The 16,002-nt window shown below is 65.5% G+C and carries 10 protein-coding genes; 2 read left to right on the top strand and 8 right to left on the bottom strand.

Annotation, left to right across the window (positions count from 1 at the left end; translation table 11 throughout):
• Window positions 1-7: 7 nt before the first annotated feature.
• The 6 genes from scpB to ASD28_RS02300 all read right to left on the bottom strand — a co-directional run bounded on the left by scpB (window position 8) and on the right by ASD28_RS02300 (window position 7,031).
• Window positions 8-664, bottom strand: a complete 657-nt coding sequence (gene scpB, locus ASD28_RS02325; protein WP_082576999.1) for an SMC-Scp complex subunit ScpB — start codon at window positions 662-664, stop codon at window positions 8-10.
• Window positions 665-1,044: 380 nt separating this feature from the next.
• Window positions 1,045-2,097, bottom strand: a complete 1,053-nt coding sequence (locus tag ASD28_RS02320) for a glucokinase (RefSeq protein WP_082577000.1) — start codon at window positions 2,095-2,097, stop codon at window positions 1,045-1,047.
• Window positions 2,098-2,319: 222 nt separating this feature from the next.
• Window positions 2,320-3,273 (bottom strand): VTT domain-containing protein, encoded by a 954-nt coding sequence (locus ASD28_RS02315; protein ID WP_056123303.1) that lies wholly within the window; start codon window positions 3,271-3,273, stop codon window positions 2,320-2,322.
• A 112-nt stretch (window positions 3,274-3,385) separates the two neighbouring features.
• Window positions 3,386-5,074, bottom strand: a complete 1,689-nt coding sequence (locus ASD28_RS02310; RefSeq protein ID WP_056123300.1) for an ABC transporter ATP-binding protein — start codon at window positions 5,072-5,074, stop codon at window positions 3,386-3,388.
• Window positions 5,071-6,096, bottom strand: coding sequence for an ABC transporter permease (locus ASD28_RS02305; RefSeq protein ID WP_056123297.1), 1,026 nt, complete (start codon window positions 6,094-6,096; stop codon window positions 5,071-5,073). The genes ASD28_RS02310 and ASD28_RS02305 overlap by 4 nt, the downstream gene beginning before the upstream one ends.
• Complete coding sequence (locus ASD28_RS02300) at window positions 6,093-7,031, bottom strand: ABC transporter permease (RefSeq protein WP_056123296.1); 939 nt, start codon at window positions 7,029-7,031, stop codon at window positions 6,093-6,095. The genes ASD28_RS02305 and ASD28_RS02300 overlap by 4 nt, the downstream gene beginning before the upstream one ends.
• 322 nt (window positions 7,032-7,353) lie before the next feature.
• Between ASD28_RS02300 and ASD28_RS02295 the strand changes: the two genes are divergently transcribed.
• Both ASD28_RS02295 and ASD28_RS02290 read left to right on the top strand, forming a co-directional pair.
• On the top strand, window positions 7,354-10,125 hold the full coding sequence (locus ASD28_RS02295; RefSeq protein WP_056123293.1) for a TonB-dependent receptor: 2,772 nt from the start codon (window positions 7,354-7,356) through the stop codon (window positions 10,123-10,125).
• 430 nt (window positions 10,126-10,555) lie between these two features.
• Window positions 10,556-13,420 carry a TonB-dependent receptor gene (locus ASD28_RS02290; protein ID WP_056123290.1) on the top strand — a complete coding sequence of 955 codons (2,865 nt, stop codon included), beginning with the start codon at window positions 10,556-10,558 and terminating at the stop codon, window positions 13,418-13,420.
• A 76-nt stretch (window positions 13,421-13,496) separates the two neighbouring features.
• On the opposite strand, the gene ASD28_RS02285 is transcribed toward ASD28_RS02290, so the two are convergent.
• A complete protein-coding gene (locus ASD28_RS02285) occupies window positions 13,497-14,783 on the bottom strand; it encodes an aspartyl/asparaginyl beta-hydroxylase domain-containing protein (RefSeq protein WP_056123288.1) in 1,287 nt (428 codons plus the stop codon).
• A 67-nt stretch (window positions 14,784-14,850) separates the two neighbouring features.
• Window positions 14,851-15,912: a 3-deoxy-7-phosphoheptulonate synthase AroG gene (aroG, locus tag ASD28_RS02280; protein ID WP_056123286.1), complete on the bottom strand. Its 1,062-nt coding sequence runs from the start codon at window positions 15,910-15,912 to the stop codon at window positions 14,851-14,853.
• Window positions 15,913-16,002 lie beyond the last annotated feature (90 nt).

The following is a 16,002-nucleotide window of genomic DNA, read 5'->3' as shown; positions in this document are numbered from 1 at the left end:
GCGACGATCAGTCGTTGGACGCGAGCGCTTGGTCGTGTATCGGGACTTCAACGGGTGAAGTGTCGTCAAATTGTTGCAGGGCCGCTTCCAGTGCTTCCAGGCTGCGCCCGGCGCCGACGTCGGCCACCTGCTGCAGCGGCGGCAACTGGGACAGCGCGGCGAGCCCCAGATCGTCGAGAAACTGCTTCGTCGTTCCCAGCAGCGCGGGGCGCCCGGGCACTTCGCGGTGGCCCACCACGTCGATCCAGCCGCGGTCTTCCAGCATCTTGATCGTCTGCGAATTCACCGCCACGCCGCGGATTTCCTCGATGTCGCCGCGCGTCACCGGCTGGCGGTAGGCGATGATCGCCAGGGTTTCCAGCGTCGCGCGCGAGTACTTCGGCGGTTTTTCCGGCGCGATCCGGTCCAGGTAAGGCTTCATTTCCGGGCGGCTCTGGAAACGCCAGCCCGATGCCAGGCTGACGATCTCGATGCCGCGATCCTGCCAATCCTGGCGCAATTCTTCGAGCAGGATCTTGATCGTATCCGACCCGACGCCGGCGCCGAGCGGCTGGCCGTCCTTGTCCACGTCGACGAAGAGCTTCTTCATGGCGTGGATCGTCATCGGCTCGCGCGCGCAGAGCAAGGCGGTCTCGAGGACCTTCTTGGCCTCATCAGTGTTCATAACGATGTCGTCAGCGGAGTGTGCAACTCTGGATGCTAAGAATCATCAAACATAACCCGTTCCACCAGCTGCGCGGCAGCCGCCAGACTGAGACTTCATGCTTTGAAACGGGGTTCCATCGCCCGGATTGGCGTACCGGACGGGATACCGTGAGGGTTTGCGCCCTGCCACGGGGCGGCTCACCGGAAAGTGGACCGCAAACGGTTGATTTTCAAGAGAAACGGGGCTACCGGCTCCATCGGGAGACTGGGCTCTGGAGGCGAGGCTCCTGGCGCCGGGCTAAGCGAACGACATCGTTTCTTCCAACTGACGGCCATTGTACCCGATAAAACCGGGAAAAGAACATTGCCATGCATCGGAAGCGACACCGCGGGCGCGGATCACACGCCCGGATGGTCCGCGAGGATAGCCGAAACGCCCACGAAGGCGGGGTAGTCGGCCGTGATCACATAGGTCGGCACCTGCGCCAGATAGCCGGCGAAGCGGCCTTTCTGCTCGAAGCGGGCGCGGAAGCACGAGGCGGCGAAGCGCTCGCCCAGGCGCGGCACGATGCCGCCGCCGATGTAGACGCCACCCTGGGCGCCCAGCGTAACGGCCAGGTTGCCGGCGATGGTGCCCAGCATGCCGCAGAAGACCTCGATGACCTCGTCGCACACGACGCAGGTGCCGGCCAGGCCGCGGCGCGTGATCTCGGGGGCATCCAGCGCCTCCACCGCGCCGCCGCGCAGGTTTGCCAGCGCGCGGTAGATCAGTTCCAGGCCGGAACCGGACAGGAAGCGCTCGGCCGACACGTGTTCGAATTCGCGCCAGGCGAATTGCAGGATGGCGACTTCCGTCTCGTTGGCCGGGGAAAACGTCACATGGCCGCCTTCGCTGCGCAGTGCCGTCCAGGCGGCCTTGGCGCCGGCCGGCAGGTTTTCCGCCGGCACCAGGCCGGACACGCCCAGGCCCGTCCCCGCCCCGAGCAGGCCGATCGGACTGCCCGCGACGGGCGCGCCGCCGCCGACCTGGCGCTTCTCGCTGTCCGCCAGGTGCGGCAGCGCCATCGCCAGCGCATAGAAATCGTTGACGACGGCCAGCGCGTCGAATCCGCACTCGCGGCGCAGCGCCTCGATCGAGAATTCCCAGTGATGATTGGTCATGCGCACGAAGTCGCCGACGATGGGATTCGCGATCGCGATCGCGCCATGGCGGACGGCGCCCACGGCGGCCACGTGCGGCAGCGCGAGGTAGGCACGCAGTGCGTCGGCGAGGGTCGCGTACGCGGCGCAGGGCAGGACTTCGATCAGCCCGGCCGTGCCTGGTCCGGTTTCCAGCGCGAAGCGCGCATTGGTCCCGCCGATGTCGGCCAGCAGGCGCGGGCTCGCGTATCGGGCGCTGTCGAGGCGCGGTTCGGTGGACGGATCGACGATGGCAACGGGCGAAACGATCATGGCAGGCCGTAAGAAACAGATTCCTCGAAGCTTAAGGATTTCTTGGCTGCAGCGCAAGCTTTTATTGTAGTTTAGGTACATCCGACCCAACACTTGGGCGAATCTGCGTAAAACCCCTGTGCGGTGACGAGTAGTCCAGCTACCAATGTGCGGGATTTATCGAAAGCATGGGCGAGCGCCGACGCCGGGCCGGCGCCGCGTGATCGGGAAACGGGATACTGATCAGCCGTGCTTGGGCTTGAGCTCGGCGTCGGCCTGGGCGGCCGCGCAGTGGTCGTTCCACGCATCCAGGCCGCCGTGCAGCGGACGGGCGCGATGAAAACCGTTCTTGACGAATTCCTTCGCCACCTGCGCCGCCGTGACGTCGTTCGGGCAGGAGCAATAGATGACGATGTGGCGGTCCTTGTCGAGCGTGGCCATCAGGCGCTCCGGCACATGGTCGCCATAGACCAGCGCGCCGGGAATGCCTGCTTCCAGCTGGCGCGCGGTGACGCCGCGGGCGTCGACGATCAGCGGATCGTGTCCCGCCTCGACCAGGGTCTTGAGCTCGTCCATCGTGATGCGCGGCAGGTTGGCCCCGCCGAGGTTGCGCTTGCGCTCGATGTACTTGAACGCCACGAACAGCACGAGCAGGAAGCCGACGACCATCAGCGCCGTGCTGCCGAGGGTCTCGAACCATGCGATGACGTCATCCACGCTGTTGTGGAACCAGGCACCGAGGCCCATGCCCACGCCGCTCCACAGCAGGCCGCCGGCGACGGACAGCCAGACGAACTGCGGCGTCGTCGTGCCCATGGCGCCGGCGAGCGGCGGCGCGATCGTGTTGAAGCCGGGAATGAACTTGGCGACGACGAGGGATTTCGCGCCCCAGCGGCTGAAATTGTCCTCGGTCTGGCTGACGCAGGAATCGGGCGACAGCGAAATCTTGCACAGCAGGCGCAGGATGCGCTTGCCGTAGTAGCGGCCGGCGCGGAACCAGAAATAATCGCTGATGAGGCAAGCCAGCACGGCCGCGGCCAGGTACAGCGGCCAGTTGGCCCCGCCGTCGACGGCCAGCGCACCGGCGATGATCAGCACCGGAAACGCGGGAATGGGCAGTCCGATCTGTTCGAGCAGGACGATGCCGAACACGATGAGGACGCCATATACGTGAATCAGGTGGGAGAGCTGGGCCATCCTCATATGGTAGCGGAAAACCGGCACCGGCGTGGCGAAAGCGGCAACGCGCGCAGCCCGCGCGCAACACCGCACACCGGGGTCAGAGCCCGATTTTGGGCAATTGCCAAAATCAGGGCTCTGACCCCGGTATGGCGGCCAGCAGTTGCTGCGTGTACGGATGCTGCGGATTGCGATAGAGCTCGTCCGCATCGGCCATCTCGACGACGCTGCCGTGGTGCATCACCATCACGCGGTCCGAGATGTACTTCACCACGGACAGATCGTGCGAGATGAAGATGTAGCTCATCCTGTACTCGTCCTGCAGGTCTTGCAGCAGGTTCAGCACCTGCGCCTGCACGGACACGTCGAGCGCGGACACGGATTCGTCGCACACGAGGATCTCCGGCTTCATCGTCAGGCAGCGCGCGATGGCGATGCGTTGTCTCTGGCCGCCGGAGAATTCGTGCGGATAGCGGTCGAACGCCTGCACTGGGAGACCCACTCTCTGCAGCAGATGGCGCGCATGGTCCGTGCGCTCCGCATCGTTCGCGCCGATGCGGTGGATGCGCATCGGCTCCAGCAGGATCTGGCCGACGGTGAAGCGCGGGTTCAGCGACGCGTACGGATTCTGGAACACGATCTGGATGCGCCGCTTGTACGCCTGGAACTCGGCATCGCTCATCGCGACGAGGTCGCGGCCGTCGAACAGCGCGCTGCCGCCGGTCGCGCGGTGCAGGCGCAGCAGCGTGAGGCCGACCGTCGTCTTGCCCGATCCCGATTCGCCCACGACGCCCAGCGTTTTCCCGCGCGGGAGCGTGAACGACACGTCCTTCACGGCCTGGAATTCGCGCTTGCCGAACAGGCCTTCGCGCACGTAGAAACTCTTCGCCAGCCCCTTGACCACGAGGATGTCCTCGTCGCCCGGCGCATAGCCGCGCGCGCGCTGGGGCAGCGTGTCGCCGGGCTGCGCGCGTCCGCTCAGGTAGTCGTCGATGACGGGCAGCCGCACGGGCCGCGCATCCAGCGGCGGGCGGCAGTGCAGCAGCGCGCGCGTGTACGCATCGCGCGGATCGCCCAGCACCTGCGCGGCAGCGCCCTCTTCCCGCACCTCGCCGTGGCGCATGACGATCACGCGGTCCGCGATCTCGCCCACCAGGCCCAGGTCGTGCGTGATGAAGAGCACGGCCATGCGGCGGCGTCGCTGGAGCGCCGCGATCAGGTCCATGATCTGCTTCTGGATCGTCACGTCCAGCGCCGTCGTCGGCTCGTCCGCGATCAGCAGCTTCGGCTCGCACGCGATGGCCATCGCGATCATCACGCGCTGCTGCTGGCCGCCCGACATCTGGCTCGGATAGGCGTCGATCTTTTGCGCCGGATCGGGAATGCCCACTTCCTCCAGCAGTTCGAGCGTGCGGGCGCGCGCCTGGCGCTTGTCCATGCCGAGGTGCAGGCGCAGCACTTCACCGATCTGGAAGCCGACCGTGAACACGGGATTCAGCGACGACATCGGTTCCTGGAAGATCATCGCGATGTCCTTGCCGCACAGGCGCCGGCGTTCCGCGATCGGTAGGTCGAGCAGCTCGCGGCCTTCGAAGCGGATCGACGAGCCGGGATGGATGATCGTCGTCTCGGCCGGCAACAGGCCCATCACGGCGAGCGAGCTGACGGACTTGCCGCTGCCCGATTCGCCGACCAGCGCGACGGTCGCATCGAGCGGCAGGCTGAACGAGATGCCCTTCACGGCCTCGAACGTGTTCTTCCTGTCGGTCCGGAAGGACACGCGCAGATCATGGACCTCGAGAAGATTCATGGTGCTCATTTGAGTTTCGGATCCAGCGCATCGCGCAGCGCATCGGCGAACAGCGAGAACGCCGTGACCAGGATGGCCATGGCGCTGGCGGCCGCCGTCAGTTGCCACCATTTGCCGAGGATGAGTTCATTCTGCGCCTCGTTCAGCATGCTGCCCCACGAGACGACGCCCACCGGCACGCCGAAGCCGAGGAATGACAGGATCACTTCGGCCTTGATGAAGCCGACGACGAGGATCGACATCTGCACGAGCGCCACGTGCGACACGTTCGGGAAGATGTGCACGAACATCTTGCGCCAGCCGGACGCGCCGATCGCGTCGGCCGCCATCACGTATTCCCGCGCCTTGTGCTTGATGTACTCGGCGCGGATCAGGCGGTACGGCCCCGTCCAGCCGGTGAGGCCGAGGATCAGCACGATCGTCAGCACACCCTTCGTCTGCAGCACGGCGGCCACGGTGAGGATCATCAGGATCGAGGGGATCGCCGTGAACACGTTGTAGAACCAGTTGAACCAATCGTCGACCAGCCCGCCATAGAAGCCGGACAGCGCGCCGAACAGCGTGCCCAGCGCGACGGCGACGAACGCGGCGACGAGGCCCACGACGATCGACGTCTGGCCGCCCTTGATCGTCTTCCTCACGATGTCGTGGCCCCATTTGTCGGCGCCGAACGGCAGCGTGGTGCGTTTGGCCGCATGCGCGGCATGGCCCTGGCGTGCCAGTTGCGCCCGCAGCTCGGCGATGTCGCCCGCGAGCGGATCGAACGCATTCGGCGGCGCCGGCCGCTGCGGTTGCGCGAGCGCGGCCAGCGCTGGATCCGGGCCGACGAAGGAAGGCGGCGCGTAATTGACGGCCACCTCGTCTTCCCAGTCGGCCGCGACGAGGCCCGTCGCCGCCAGCACGACGGACAACAGGAACAGGCCCACGACCGCCAGCGCGACCATCGCGACGCGGTCGGCACGCAGGCGGCGCCAGGCCAGACCCCACAGGCCGACAGGAGTTGCGGGGAGGTTCAGCTCTTGACCCGTCATTTGAGCTGCACGCGCGGGTCGACGGCCTGGTACATCAGGTCCGCCAGCAGGTTGAACACCATCGTGGCGGCGGCGACGTAGACGGTGATCGCCTTGATCACGGGGAAGTCGCTGCGCTCGACGGCGAGGATCACTTCGCGCCCGATGCCGGGGATGCCGAAGAAGCGCTCGAGCAGGAAGGCGCCGATCAGGAGCGCCGGCAGGTTGGCCATGACGTACGTGATGATGGGAATGGCGGCGTTGCGCAACACGTGCACCCAGACGATGCGCCGCTCCGGCAGGCCTTTCGCGCGCGCCGTGCGCACGTAGTCCTGCCCGACTTCGTCCAGCACGAAGCTGCGGAACAGGCGCAACGTCGGCGCCAGCGACACGGTGAGGCCGATCAGGATCGGCAGGGTGGCGTAGCGCAGCAGGTTTTCCGTGAAATGCTCGCCCCACCCCTGCACGGGGAACAACCCGAGCTTATAGGCGAGACCATACTGGAACACGATGATGTAGACGAGGATCGAGATCGACATGCCGACCGTGCACGCGACCATCACGACGCGGTCCGTCAGCGAGCCGCGCACGAAGGCGACGGCGAGCGCCAGCGCGATGCCGATCGTGGTCTCCAGGAACGTCAGCGGCACGAGCACCGTCAGCGACGGCCCCAGGCGGCTGGCGATGATGTGCGACACGGGCTCGCCCGTCGCCCACGCGTTGCCGAAGTCGAACGTGACGATCTGCTTCACGAAGATGCCGAGCTGGACGTACCACGGCGCATCGAGCCCCAGCTGGGCGCGGATGTTTGCGATGGCGCGCGCGTCGGCCATCTTGCCCGCCAACAGGTACGAGGGGTCGCCGCCGACCCAGTTGAACAGCACGAACACCAGCACGACGACGCCGGCCATCGTCGGCAGCATCTGCCACAGGCGCCGCAGGATATAAGCAAACATCGGGATTCCCGGGTGAGTCTTCGAACGCGTTCGGAACTATAGACCAGATTGCGCCGCCCCTGCCGGGAAAAGATGTCATGAGGCCATAACCAAATGGATGGGCTGTTGTGGTGTTTACGCAATATGCATTGTCATCGTATTGACACATTGCACGCTGCGGTGGTCTGATGCGTTGCCAAAAAATGAATTCTAGATTTTTGGACAATGAGAGAGAGCTTACAACATTAGATTTTCCAGTTCGGCATATACATACCATGAATGTTCCGAATCTGGAATGCATCGATGCTCAGCCTCGCCATCGAAGCCCCATTTGGAGTTGCAAATGTATCAAAAGAAAGCTATCGCACAAGCAGTCACGCTCGCCCTCGCCTATGCGGCGCTGGGCGCTGCACCGGCCGTGGCGCAAGACGCCCAGGGTCCGATCCAGCGTGTCGAAATCACCGGTTCCAGCATCAAGCGCGCGACCGCCGAAACGGCTTCGCCCGTGCAGGTGGTCAGCCGCGAAGACCTCGCCAAGTCCGGCAAGGGCACCGTCGCGGAATACCTGCAGACCTTGACGTCGGACGGCGCCGGTTCGCTGCCGACCGGTTTCGGCAACGGCTTCGCCGCCGGTTCCACCGCCATCTCGCTGCGCGGCCTGGGCGCCACCTCGACCCTGGTCCTGCTGAACGGCCGCCGCATGGCACCGTTCGCGCGCGCCGACGACGGCCAGAAGAGCTTCACCGACCTGTCGACCGTGCCGATGGAAGCCGTCGAGCGCATCGAGATCCTGAAGGACGGCGCCTCGTCGACCTACGGCGCCGACGCGATCGCGGGCGTGGTCAACATCATCCTGCGCAAGGACTTCGTCGGGACGACCTTCAAGGCCGAAGTCGGCGAATCGCGCTACCACGACGCCGGCACCGGCAAGGCCGCGCTCACCTGGGGCAAGGGCCGCCTGGACGAAGACGGCTACAACGTCATGGTCAACGCCGAGTTCTACGGCAACCAGTCGCTCTTGAACAAGGACCGCGCGGGCCGCGAATGGATCGGCCATGGCGACATCCGTCCGTGGGGCTATGCCGCCAACACCCAGTTCGGCTACGGCTACATCACGTCGGGCGCGTCCCAGCCGACGCCGACCGGCGCGCTGCGCGATCCGAAGACCGGCAACTACGTGTCGCTGCCGGGCTGCTCGCAGTTCTCCGTCACCGCGGCGCAAGACCCGGCCGGCGGCTGCCTGTGGTACGCCGACCAGTTCCGTTCGATGCAGCCGAAGATCGGCGGCATGAACTTCTACACCCGCTTCACCAAGAACCTGAGCAACGACCTGCAGTTCTACGCCGAAGCCGGCTACTCGAAGCGCGACACCGAATTCACGCTGATCCCGCCGTCGACCAGCGGCACCATCGCGTTCCCGCCGAACGCCGCCAACCCGACCGGCATCATCAACTACGGCAACGCGATCCTGATGGGCGCCACCCATCCGCAGAACCCGTACGGCGTCCCCGTGCGCCTGCGCTACTCCCTGTTCGACGTCGGCCCCAGCACCCGCTCGGCCGACAACGAATTCTCGCGCTTCGTGTTCGGCCTGAAAGGCACCGTGGCGGGCTGGGACTTCGACACCGGCCTCACGCACTCGCAGTCGGCACTCGACCTGAACTACAGCAACATGCTGAACATGAAGGTGCTGCAGGCCGCGCTGGGCGATCCGACGAACGCCCTGTTCCCGTACTACATCGGCGCGCAGGCCGGCAAGAACCCGGCGGCGCTGTATGCCGCGCTGGCCACGAACGCCACGTCGCACTCGACCACCAAGCTGGACGTCCTCGACTTCAAGGCGTCGCGCGAACTGATGCAACTGCCGGGCGGCGCGCTGGGTCTCGCGGTCGGCGGCGAATACCGCCACCAGTCGCTGGACAACCCGTCGCTGTCGGGCACGTCGGACGGCTCGATCAACTCGTCGTACGTGGCTGCCCAGGGCTCCCAGAACGTGTCGGCCGTGTTCTTCGAAGTGGCTGCGCCGATCGTCAAGACGGTCGAGCTGAACGCCGCCGTCCGCTACGACAAGTACAAGGACTTCTCGTCGACCACGCCGAAATTCGGCGCCAAGTGGACCCCGCTGAAGACCTTCGCGCTGCGCACGACCTACACGGAAGGCTTCCGCGCTCCGGGCCCGGCGGAGTTCAGCCCGGCCTCGCAGAGCACCGGCAACTCGGCCGTGCGTGACCCGATCCGCTGCCCGGGCGGCACGCCGGCCGCCGGCGGCGCCACCCAGGCCGACTGCTCGATCACGATCGGCGCCGTCAAGGTCGGCAACCCGAGCCTGCAGCCGGAAAAATCGAAGGGCTACACGCTGGGCATGGTGTGGGATCCGTTCGACGGCACCGCGCTGTCGCTGGACGCCTTCAAGATCAAGCGCTCCAACGAGATCAACCCGCTGTCGTACGTGGAAGCCGCCGCCCTGCCGACCGCGATCCGCAACGACAACAACCTGGTCGTGAATGGCGTCGCGATCCCGAACACGGGCACGCTGCTGCTGTCGAAGGCGCCGTACCAGAACTCCAGCTTCACGGAAGTCAAGGGTGTCGACCTGGACGTCAAGCAGCGCTTCCGCCTGGGCAACTACGGCCGCGCCACCGTGGGCCTGACCTGGACGCACGTCGCATCGTGGGTGCGCGCCGAGAAGAACGGCACGCGCTTCCAGTACGCCGGCACGCACGGCAACTGCGATACGTCGGACTGCGCCGGTACGCCGAAAGACAAGATCAGCACGACCGTGTCCTGGGACCGCCAGGACCTGAACGTGACGGCGACCGCGAACTACCGCGCCGACATGCAGAACGTGTACTTCGCGGGCGACAAGTGCGCCTCGCAGTACGCGAACGGCTCGCCGGCACCGGGCAACTGCCGCCTGGCGTCGTTCACGACGATCGACCTGTCGGCCCGTTACCAGGTCACGCCGCAACTGCAGGTCTACGGCTCGATCACGAACCTGTTCGACAAGATCGCACCGCTGGATCCGCTGACCTACGGCGGCATGAGCTACAACCCGATGGACGCGAGCGGCGCCATCGGCCGCTTCTTCAAGGCCGGCGTGCGTTACCAGTTCTGATGACAGACAGCCGGTTCGCCGGCTGATCGTCGGTCGATGATGAACGGGACAGTGAGCACTCACTGTCCCGTTTGTTTTTGGTGCAGCGCCGCACCACAATGGGGCAAAGAGTTGTAATTACGCGCCCATAAAATTTCGAATAAAAAACTAAATACAACATTTCAAGCAGAATTTCTATGAGTCATTTTTCCATTTAAAAAAATTTGATTTGGTATTTACAGTATTTATGCATATATGCATATTTACACGTTGACTTTGTTTATTAGCAATGATTTCATTGTCTTGTAGCAAATAAACATTCCCTCCCAAAAGGATGGATGAAGATCAATAACAGGATCTGCGAGCCGGCGCGTAGTCCGCACCGGTCCAGCTCAGAAGGGACTCAAGACAAATGATGTCGGAAAAAGTTTTATCTCGATCGGTTCGATTGATGTTTGCCGGCGGCATGGCGCTCGGCGCGTCCGTCGTTCATGCACAGGACAATGCCGCGGCACCCGCCGCGTCGATGCAGCGCGTGGAAGTGACGGGCTCGCGCATTCCATCGCTGAATACGGAAGGCTCCAGCCCCATCACCACCCTGAGCGCCAAGGACATCAAGATCGATGGCGTGCGCAATACCGAAGACCTGCTGAACAACCTGCCCCAGGTGTTCGCGTCGCAGGGTGCGGCCATCTCGAACGGCGCCAGCGGCACCGCCACCGTCGACCTGCGCGGCATGGGCTCGCAGCGTACCCTGGTGCTCGTCAACGGCAAGCGCTTGCCTTCCGGCAGCGTGCTCAGTGTCGCAGCCGACCTGAACCAGATCCCGAGTGAACTGATCCGACGTGTCGACGTGCTGACCGGCGGCGCCGGCGCCGTGTACGGCTCGGGCGCCGTGTCGGGCGTCGTCAACTTCATCCTGAAGGACAACTACGAAGGCGTGGAACTGGAAGCCAATATCTCCGGCGCCAACCACAAGCAGCACAACGACGAGATCCAGGGCGTCGTCAACAAGAAGGGCTTCCCGCTGCCGGGCAACCACACGTTCGACGCCAAGAAGTACGACTTCAGCCTGCTGGCCGGCTCGAACTTCGCCGACAACAAGGGCAACGCGACGTTCTTCGTGTCGCACCGCCACGCCGACGCCCTGCTGCAATCGCAGCGCGACTTCTCGGCCTGCTCGCTGGGCGCGTCCGATCCGGGCTTCGCCTGCTCGGGCTCCGGCACGTCGATCGCCCGTGTCGGCACGTTCACCCCGGATGCGAACGGCAATCCGCGCAAGTACGTGTCGGCCACCGATGCCTACAACTTCGGCCCCCTGAACTTCTTCCAGCGCCCGTCGGACGAGTACAACGTCAACTCGATGCTGCACTACGACATCAACGAGAACGCGCGCCTGTACAGCGAATTCAACTTCCACAACTACACGACCGACGCCCAGATCGCGCCGGGCGGCATCTTCTACGGCCAGCAGGCGACGATCGGCTACGACAACCCGCTGCTGAACGATGCCTGGCGCGCCGCGCTGGGCCTGAAGGCACCGGGCGACACCACGACCCTCTCCGTCGGCAAGCGTAACGTCGAAGGCGGCCCGCGCTCGACCAACATCACCGATTCGTCGTTCCGCGAAGTGCTGGGCGTGAAGGGCATGATCGGCGACTGGTCGTACGACGTGTTCGGCCAGTTCGCACGCGTCAACCACAGCGACCGCGCGACCGGCTACTTCTCGACCCGCCTGATCGCCAACGCGCTGGACGTCGTCGCCGACCCGACCACGGGCAAGGCCGTGTGCCGCTCGGTCGTCAACGGCTCCGACCCCGCCTGCGTGCCGTACAACCTGTTCAAGCAGGGCGGCGTCACCCAGGCCGCGCTGGACTACCTGAACGCCACCGGCTCGAACGGCGGCTTCACGCAGCAATCCGTGTTCGGCCTGAACTTCGGCACCGACCTGACCCGCTTCGGCCTGAAGCTGCCGACCGCCGAAAGCGGCGCCGGCGTGTCGTTCGGCTACGAGCAGCGCATGGAGAAGCTGTCGTTCCAGCCCGACTACGAAAACCAGACCGGCGACCTGTCCGGCGCCGGCGGCGCTTCCCCGGCCGTCACGGGCGCGTACAACGTGAAGGAAGCCTTCGGCGAATTCAAGCTGCCGCTGCTGGACAACATGCCCTTCTCGAAGCACATGGACCTGTCGGGCTCGTACCGCCGTTCGAACTACAGCACGGACGCGAAGACCAACACGTTCGGCCTGGGCCTCGACTGGCAGCCGATCGACCAGGTGCGCGTGCGCGGTTCCGCCCAGCGCGCCGTCCGCGCACCGAACATCTATGAACTGTACACGCCGCAAGCCGTGGTGCTGGCCGGTCCGAACGACGACCCGTGCGGCGGCGAGAGCCCGAAAGCCACGCAAGCCCAGTGCGCCAACACGGGCCTGCCGGCTTCGCTGTACGGCAAGGTCGCGGAAAACTCGACCAACCAGTACAACGGCCGTACCGGCGGCAACCCGAACGTCAAGCCGGAAACCGCGAACACGTACACGATCGGTATCGTGATCGACCCGATCAAGAACCTGACCATCACGCTGGACGCATTCAAGCTGAAGATCAAGGACGCGATCCAGGCCGTCAACGCCCAGAGCGTGTTCACGCAGTGCCTGCAGACCGGCAATGCGCTGTACTGCAACATGATCCACCGCGACTCGCTGGGCTCGCTGTGGCTGCTGCCGACCGGCTACGTCGAAGCCGGCACCACGAACATCGGTTCGCAGGGCACCTCGGGCCTGGACGTGGGCGCCAGCTACCGCACCCGCCTGCCGCAAAGCTACGGCAACCTGGACTTCACGCTGAACGGCACCTACCTGAAGAGCTACACGGTGGAAAACCTGCCGGGGACGGGCAGCTACGACTGCGCCGGCCTGTACGGCCCGACCTGCGGCATTTCCGCGCCGGCGATGCCGAAATGGCGCCACAAGCTGCGCACGACCTGGTCGAGCCCGTACAACCTCGACTTGTCGCTCACCTGGCGCTACATCGACCGCGTGAAGAACGACATGCTCGATTCGAACACGCAGCTGGCCGGCGAACTGGACACGCAGCGCGACGCGTACCTGGCGTCGCGCAGCTACTTCGACCTGAACGGCGTGTACCGCTTCAGCCGCAAGCTGGCCCTGAGCTTCGGCGTCAACAACCTGCTGGACAAGGATCCGTCGATCGCTTCGTCGAGCTCGGTGACGGGTACCTACGGCAACGGCAACACGTTCCCGCAGGTGTACGACGCGTATGGCCGCTTCATCTACGCCAACGTGACTTACCGCTTCTGATCGCCTGATCGGGCGCCGTAAAAAAACCGCCGCCGGCTGCGAGGCCGGCGGCGGTTTTCATTTGTTCCGTCGACGATTACAGCCCGAAGCTGCCCTCGTCCGCCGAGAATGCATTCATGCCGTCGCTCATGGCCGTCACGAGCGCGCGCTCGGGCCCCGTCAGGTGCGGATGCCAGATGTCGAACATCAGGATCGCGCGGGCAGCGTCGCTGTCGTTCCACGCCTCGTGCTCGATGGTGTCGTCGAACACCCACGCCTTGCCCTCTTCCCACGCGCGCACGTCGTTGCCGACGCGGAAGCCGCAGCCCGGCGGCACGACGAGCGGCACGTGCGTGACGAGGCGGACGTTGCTGACGCCGCAGTGCGGCGGGATGCGCGTCTTCGGCTTGAGCACGGAAAACATCGCGACGGGCGTGCGGCCCGGCTGGTCCGGCTGCGGCGCACCGGCCAGCAAGGCCATCGTGCGCGGGCAGCGCGCTGCGTTGGCCTCGTTGACCTTGCCGGCTTCGACGAGGTGGAAGGCGCTCCAGCGCAGCGAGTTGTTCAGCTCGGCCCACTGGCGCAGCGGCTGGTCGTCGCCATACTGCATGTAAGGCGTAAAACCGTCGGCGCCAGCCTGCGCGGCGATGAATTCCGCGCGGATGGCGTCAAGCTCGCGCTCGAACGCATCGAGCCACGGAAAGTCCGCGCGGTCGAAAAAGGTGATGGGCGCCAGGCCCTGGAAGTGGAACAGCGCGGGCTGCGGCTCGTAGCGGCGCTTGCGGCCCAGCATGATGTCGAGGGATGCCGTGAAGCGCTGCACGCGCTCGCCGCGCAGGTCGCGCAACAGGGGCGCCATGTGGTCGTCGAGGAAGCGGCCGAAATCGGTGTCGTACTGTTCGCGGTAGGCCATGGCTTCCTGCACGGCCGGGCGCAGTTCGGGCGGCAGTTGCTGCAGCGGCGGCGCCACCGCGGCGACGGCGCCATGCGCGCGCGCGGCCGCGTGGCGCTTGCCCTGGCGCGTGAGCAGGCCGGCGCGCAGGATCAGCGCCACGAGGTCGGTCGGCTCCAGCACGAGCGCGCGCCGGATCGCCTCTTCCTCGCGCGCCTCGTCGTGCTGGGCCATGCTGACGACGGCGAGGTTGATCCACTGCTGCTTGTCGCTCCCGTCCGCCGCGACGAGGCGCTCGAGCAGCGCGCGGGCCTCGGGCAGCGCGCCGGACCGGTAGTGCAGCTGCGCCATGCCGAGCAGCGCCGGTCCGTGCGTCGGCACCTGTTGCAGGATGCGCTGCCACAGCTGCGCCGCCAGGCGTGGATTGGCGCCCTTCAGCGCCGCCTGTGCCGCGCGTTCCCAGGCGGCGATTTCACCTTCGTTGGAAGCCATGCCACCCCTTCAAGTATGTACACGTACATACGATTCTGGAGTGGGCGCTTCCGGTTGGCAAGAACTATTACGCGTCGTCGCGCAGGCGGCGTGCGCGCACGCTGGCCGCGAGGTTTTCCAGCACGGCGATGCTGGTCTCCCAGTCGATACAGCCGTCGGTGACGGACTGGCCGTACGTCAGTTCCTTGCCCGGCACGAGGTCCTGGCGGCCGCCGACGAGGTGCGACTCGACCATCACGCCCACGATGCGCGTATCGCCCGCCGCGATCTGGCTGCCGATGTCCGCGCATACGGGCACCTGGTTCTGCGGGTTCTTGCTGCTGTTGGCGTGCGACGCGTCGATCATCAGGCGGCTCGCGAGGCCGTTGGCGGCGAGCTGCTTGCAGGCGTCCTCGACGCTGGCCGCGTCGTAGTTCGGCGCCTTGCCGCCGCGCAGGATGATGTGGCAGTCCTCGTTGCCCGCGGTCGACACGATCGCCGAGTGGCCACCCTTCGTCACGGACAGGAAGTGGTGCGGCTGCGACGCGGCCTTGATCGCATCGGCCGCGATCTTGATGTTGCCGTCGGTGCCGTTCTTGAAGCCGACCGGGCAGGACAGGCCCGACGCCAGCTCGCGGTGCACCTGCGATTCCGTCGTGCGGGCACCGATCGCGCCCCAGCTGATCAGGTCGGCGATGTATTGCGGGCTGATCACGTCGAGGAATTCGGTGCCGGCCGGCAGTCCCAGTTCGTTAATGTCGCGCAGCAGTTCGCGCGCCATGCGCAGGCCGTCGTTGATGCGGAAGCTGTTGTCCATGTACGGGTCGTTGATCATGCCCTTCCAGCCGACCGTCGTGCGCGGCTTCTCGAAGTACACGCGCATGATCACTTCCAGCTCGCCGGCAAAGCGGTGGCGCTGCTCGACGAGGCGGCGGGCGTATTCCATCGCGGCGTTCGGATCGTGGATCGAGCACGGGCCGATCACGACCATCAGGCGGTCGTCCTGCCCGTGCAGGATGCGATGCAGCGCCATGCGCGCCTGCGACGCGACCTGTTCCGCTTCCGGGGTCACCGGGAATTCGCGGATCAGGTGCGAGGGCGGCGTCAGTTCCTTCATTTCGCGGATGCGTAAATCGTCGGTGCGAGGCATTGCGGTTCTCCGTTCTTGATCTGGTTAAATTCTGGGGCGTAAAAAAAAAGACCGCCAGCTCGGCGGTCTTTTGGATTCTTGTGTCGGACT

The organism is Massilia sp. Root133 (assembly GCF_001426525.1).
Lineage (GTDB): Bacteria > Pseudomonadota > Gammaproteobacteria > Burkholderiales > Burkholderiaceae_D > Telluria > Telluria orientalis.
Note: the sequence above shows the minus strand (reverse complement) of the source record. Positions and strands in the feature narration are given on the sequence as shown.

Bases quoted from the DNA above. Each gene is read 5' to 3' on its own strand.
- ASD28_RS02305 (WP_056123297.1), bottom strand. From the start codon at position 6,096: ATGACGGGTCAAGAGCTGAACCTCCCCGCAACTCCTGTCGGCCTGTGG.
- aroG (WP_056123286.1), bottom strand. From the start codon at position 15,912: ATGCCTCGCACCGACGATTTACGCATCCGCGAAATGAAGGAACTGACG.
- scpB (WP_082576999.1), bottom strand. From the start codon at position 664: ATGAACACTGATGAGGCCAAGAAGGTCCTCGAGACCGCCTTGCTCTGC.
- ASD28_RS02320 (WP_082577000.1), bottom strand. From the start codon at position 2,097: ATGATCGTTTCGCCCGTTGCCATCGTCGATCCGTCCACCGAACCGCGC.
- ASD28_RS02310 (WP_056123300.1), bottom strand. From the start codon at position 5,074: ATGAGCACCATGAATCTTCTCGAGGTCCATGATCTGCGCGTGTCCTTC.
- ASD28_RS02285 (WP_056123288.1), bottom strand. From the start codon at position 14,783: ATGGCTTCCAACGAAGGTGAAATCGCCGCCTGGGAACGCGCGGCACAG.
- ASD28_RS02290 (WP_056123290.1), top strand. From the start codon at position 10,556: ATGTTTGCCGGCGGCATGGCGCTCGGCGCGTCCGTCGTTCATGCACAG.
- ASD28_RS02315 (WP_056123303.1), bottom strand. From the start codon at position 3,273: ATGGCCCAGCTCTCCCACCTGATTCACGTATATGGCGTCCTCATCGTG.
- ASD28_RS02300 (WP_056123296.1), bottom strand. From the start codon at position 7,031: ATGTTTGCTTATATCCTGCGGCGCCTGTGGCAGATGCTGCCGACGATG.
- ASD28_RS02295 (WP_056123293.1), top strand. From the start codon at position 7,354: ATGTATCAAAAGAAAGCTATCGCACAAGCAGTCACGCTCGCCCTCGCC.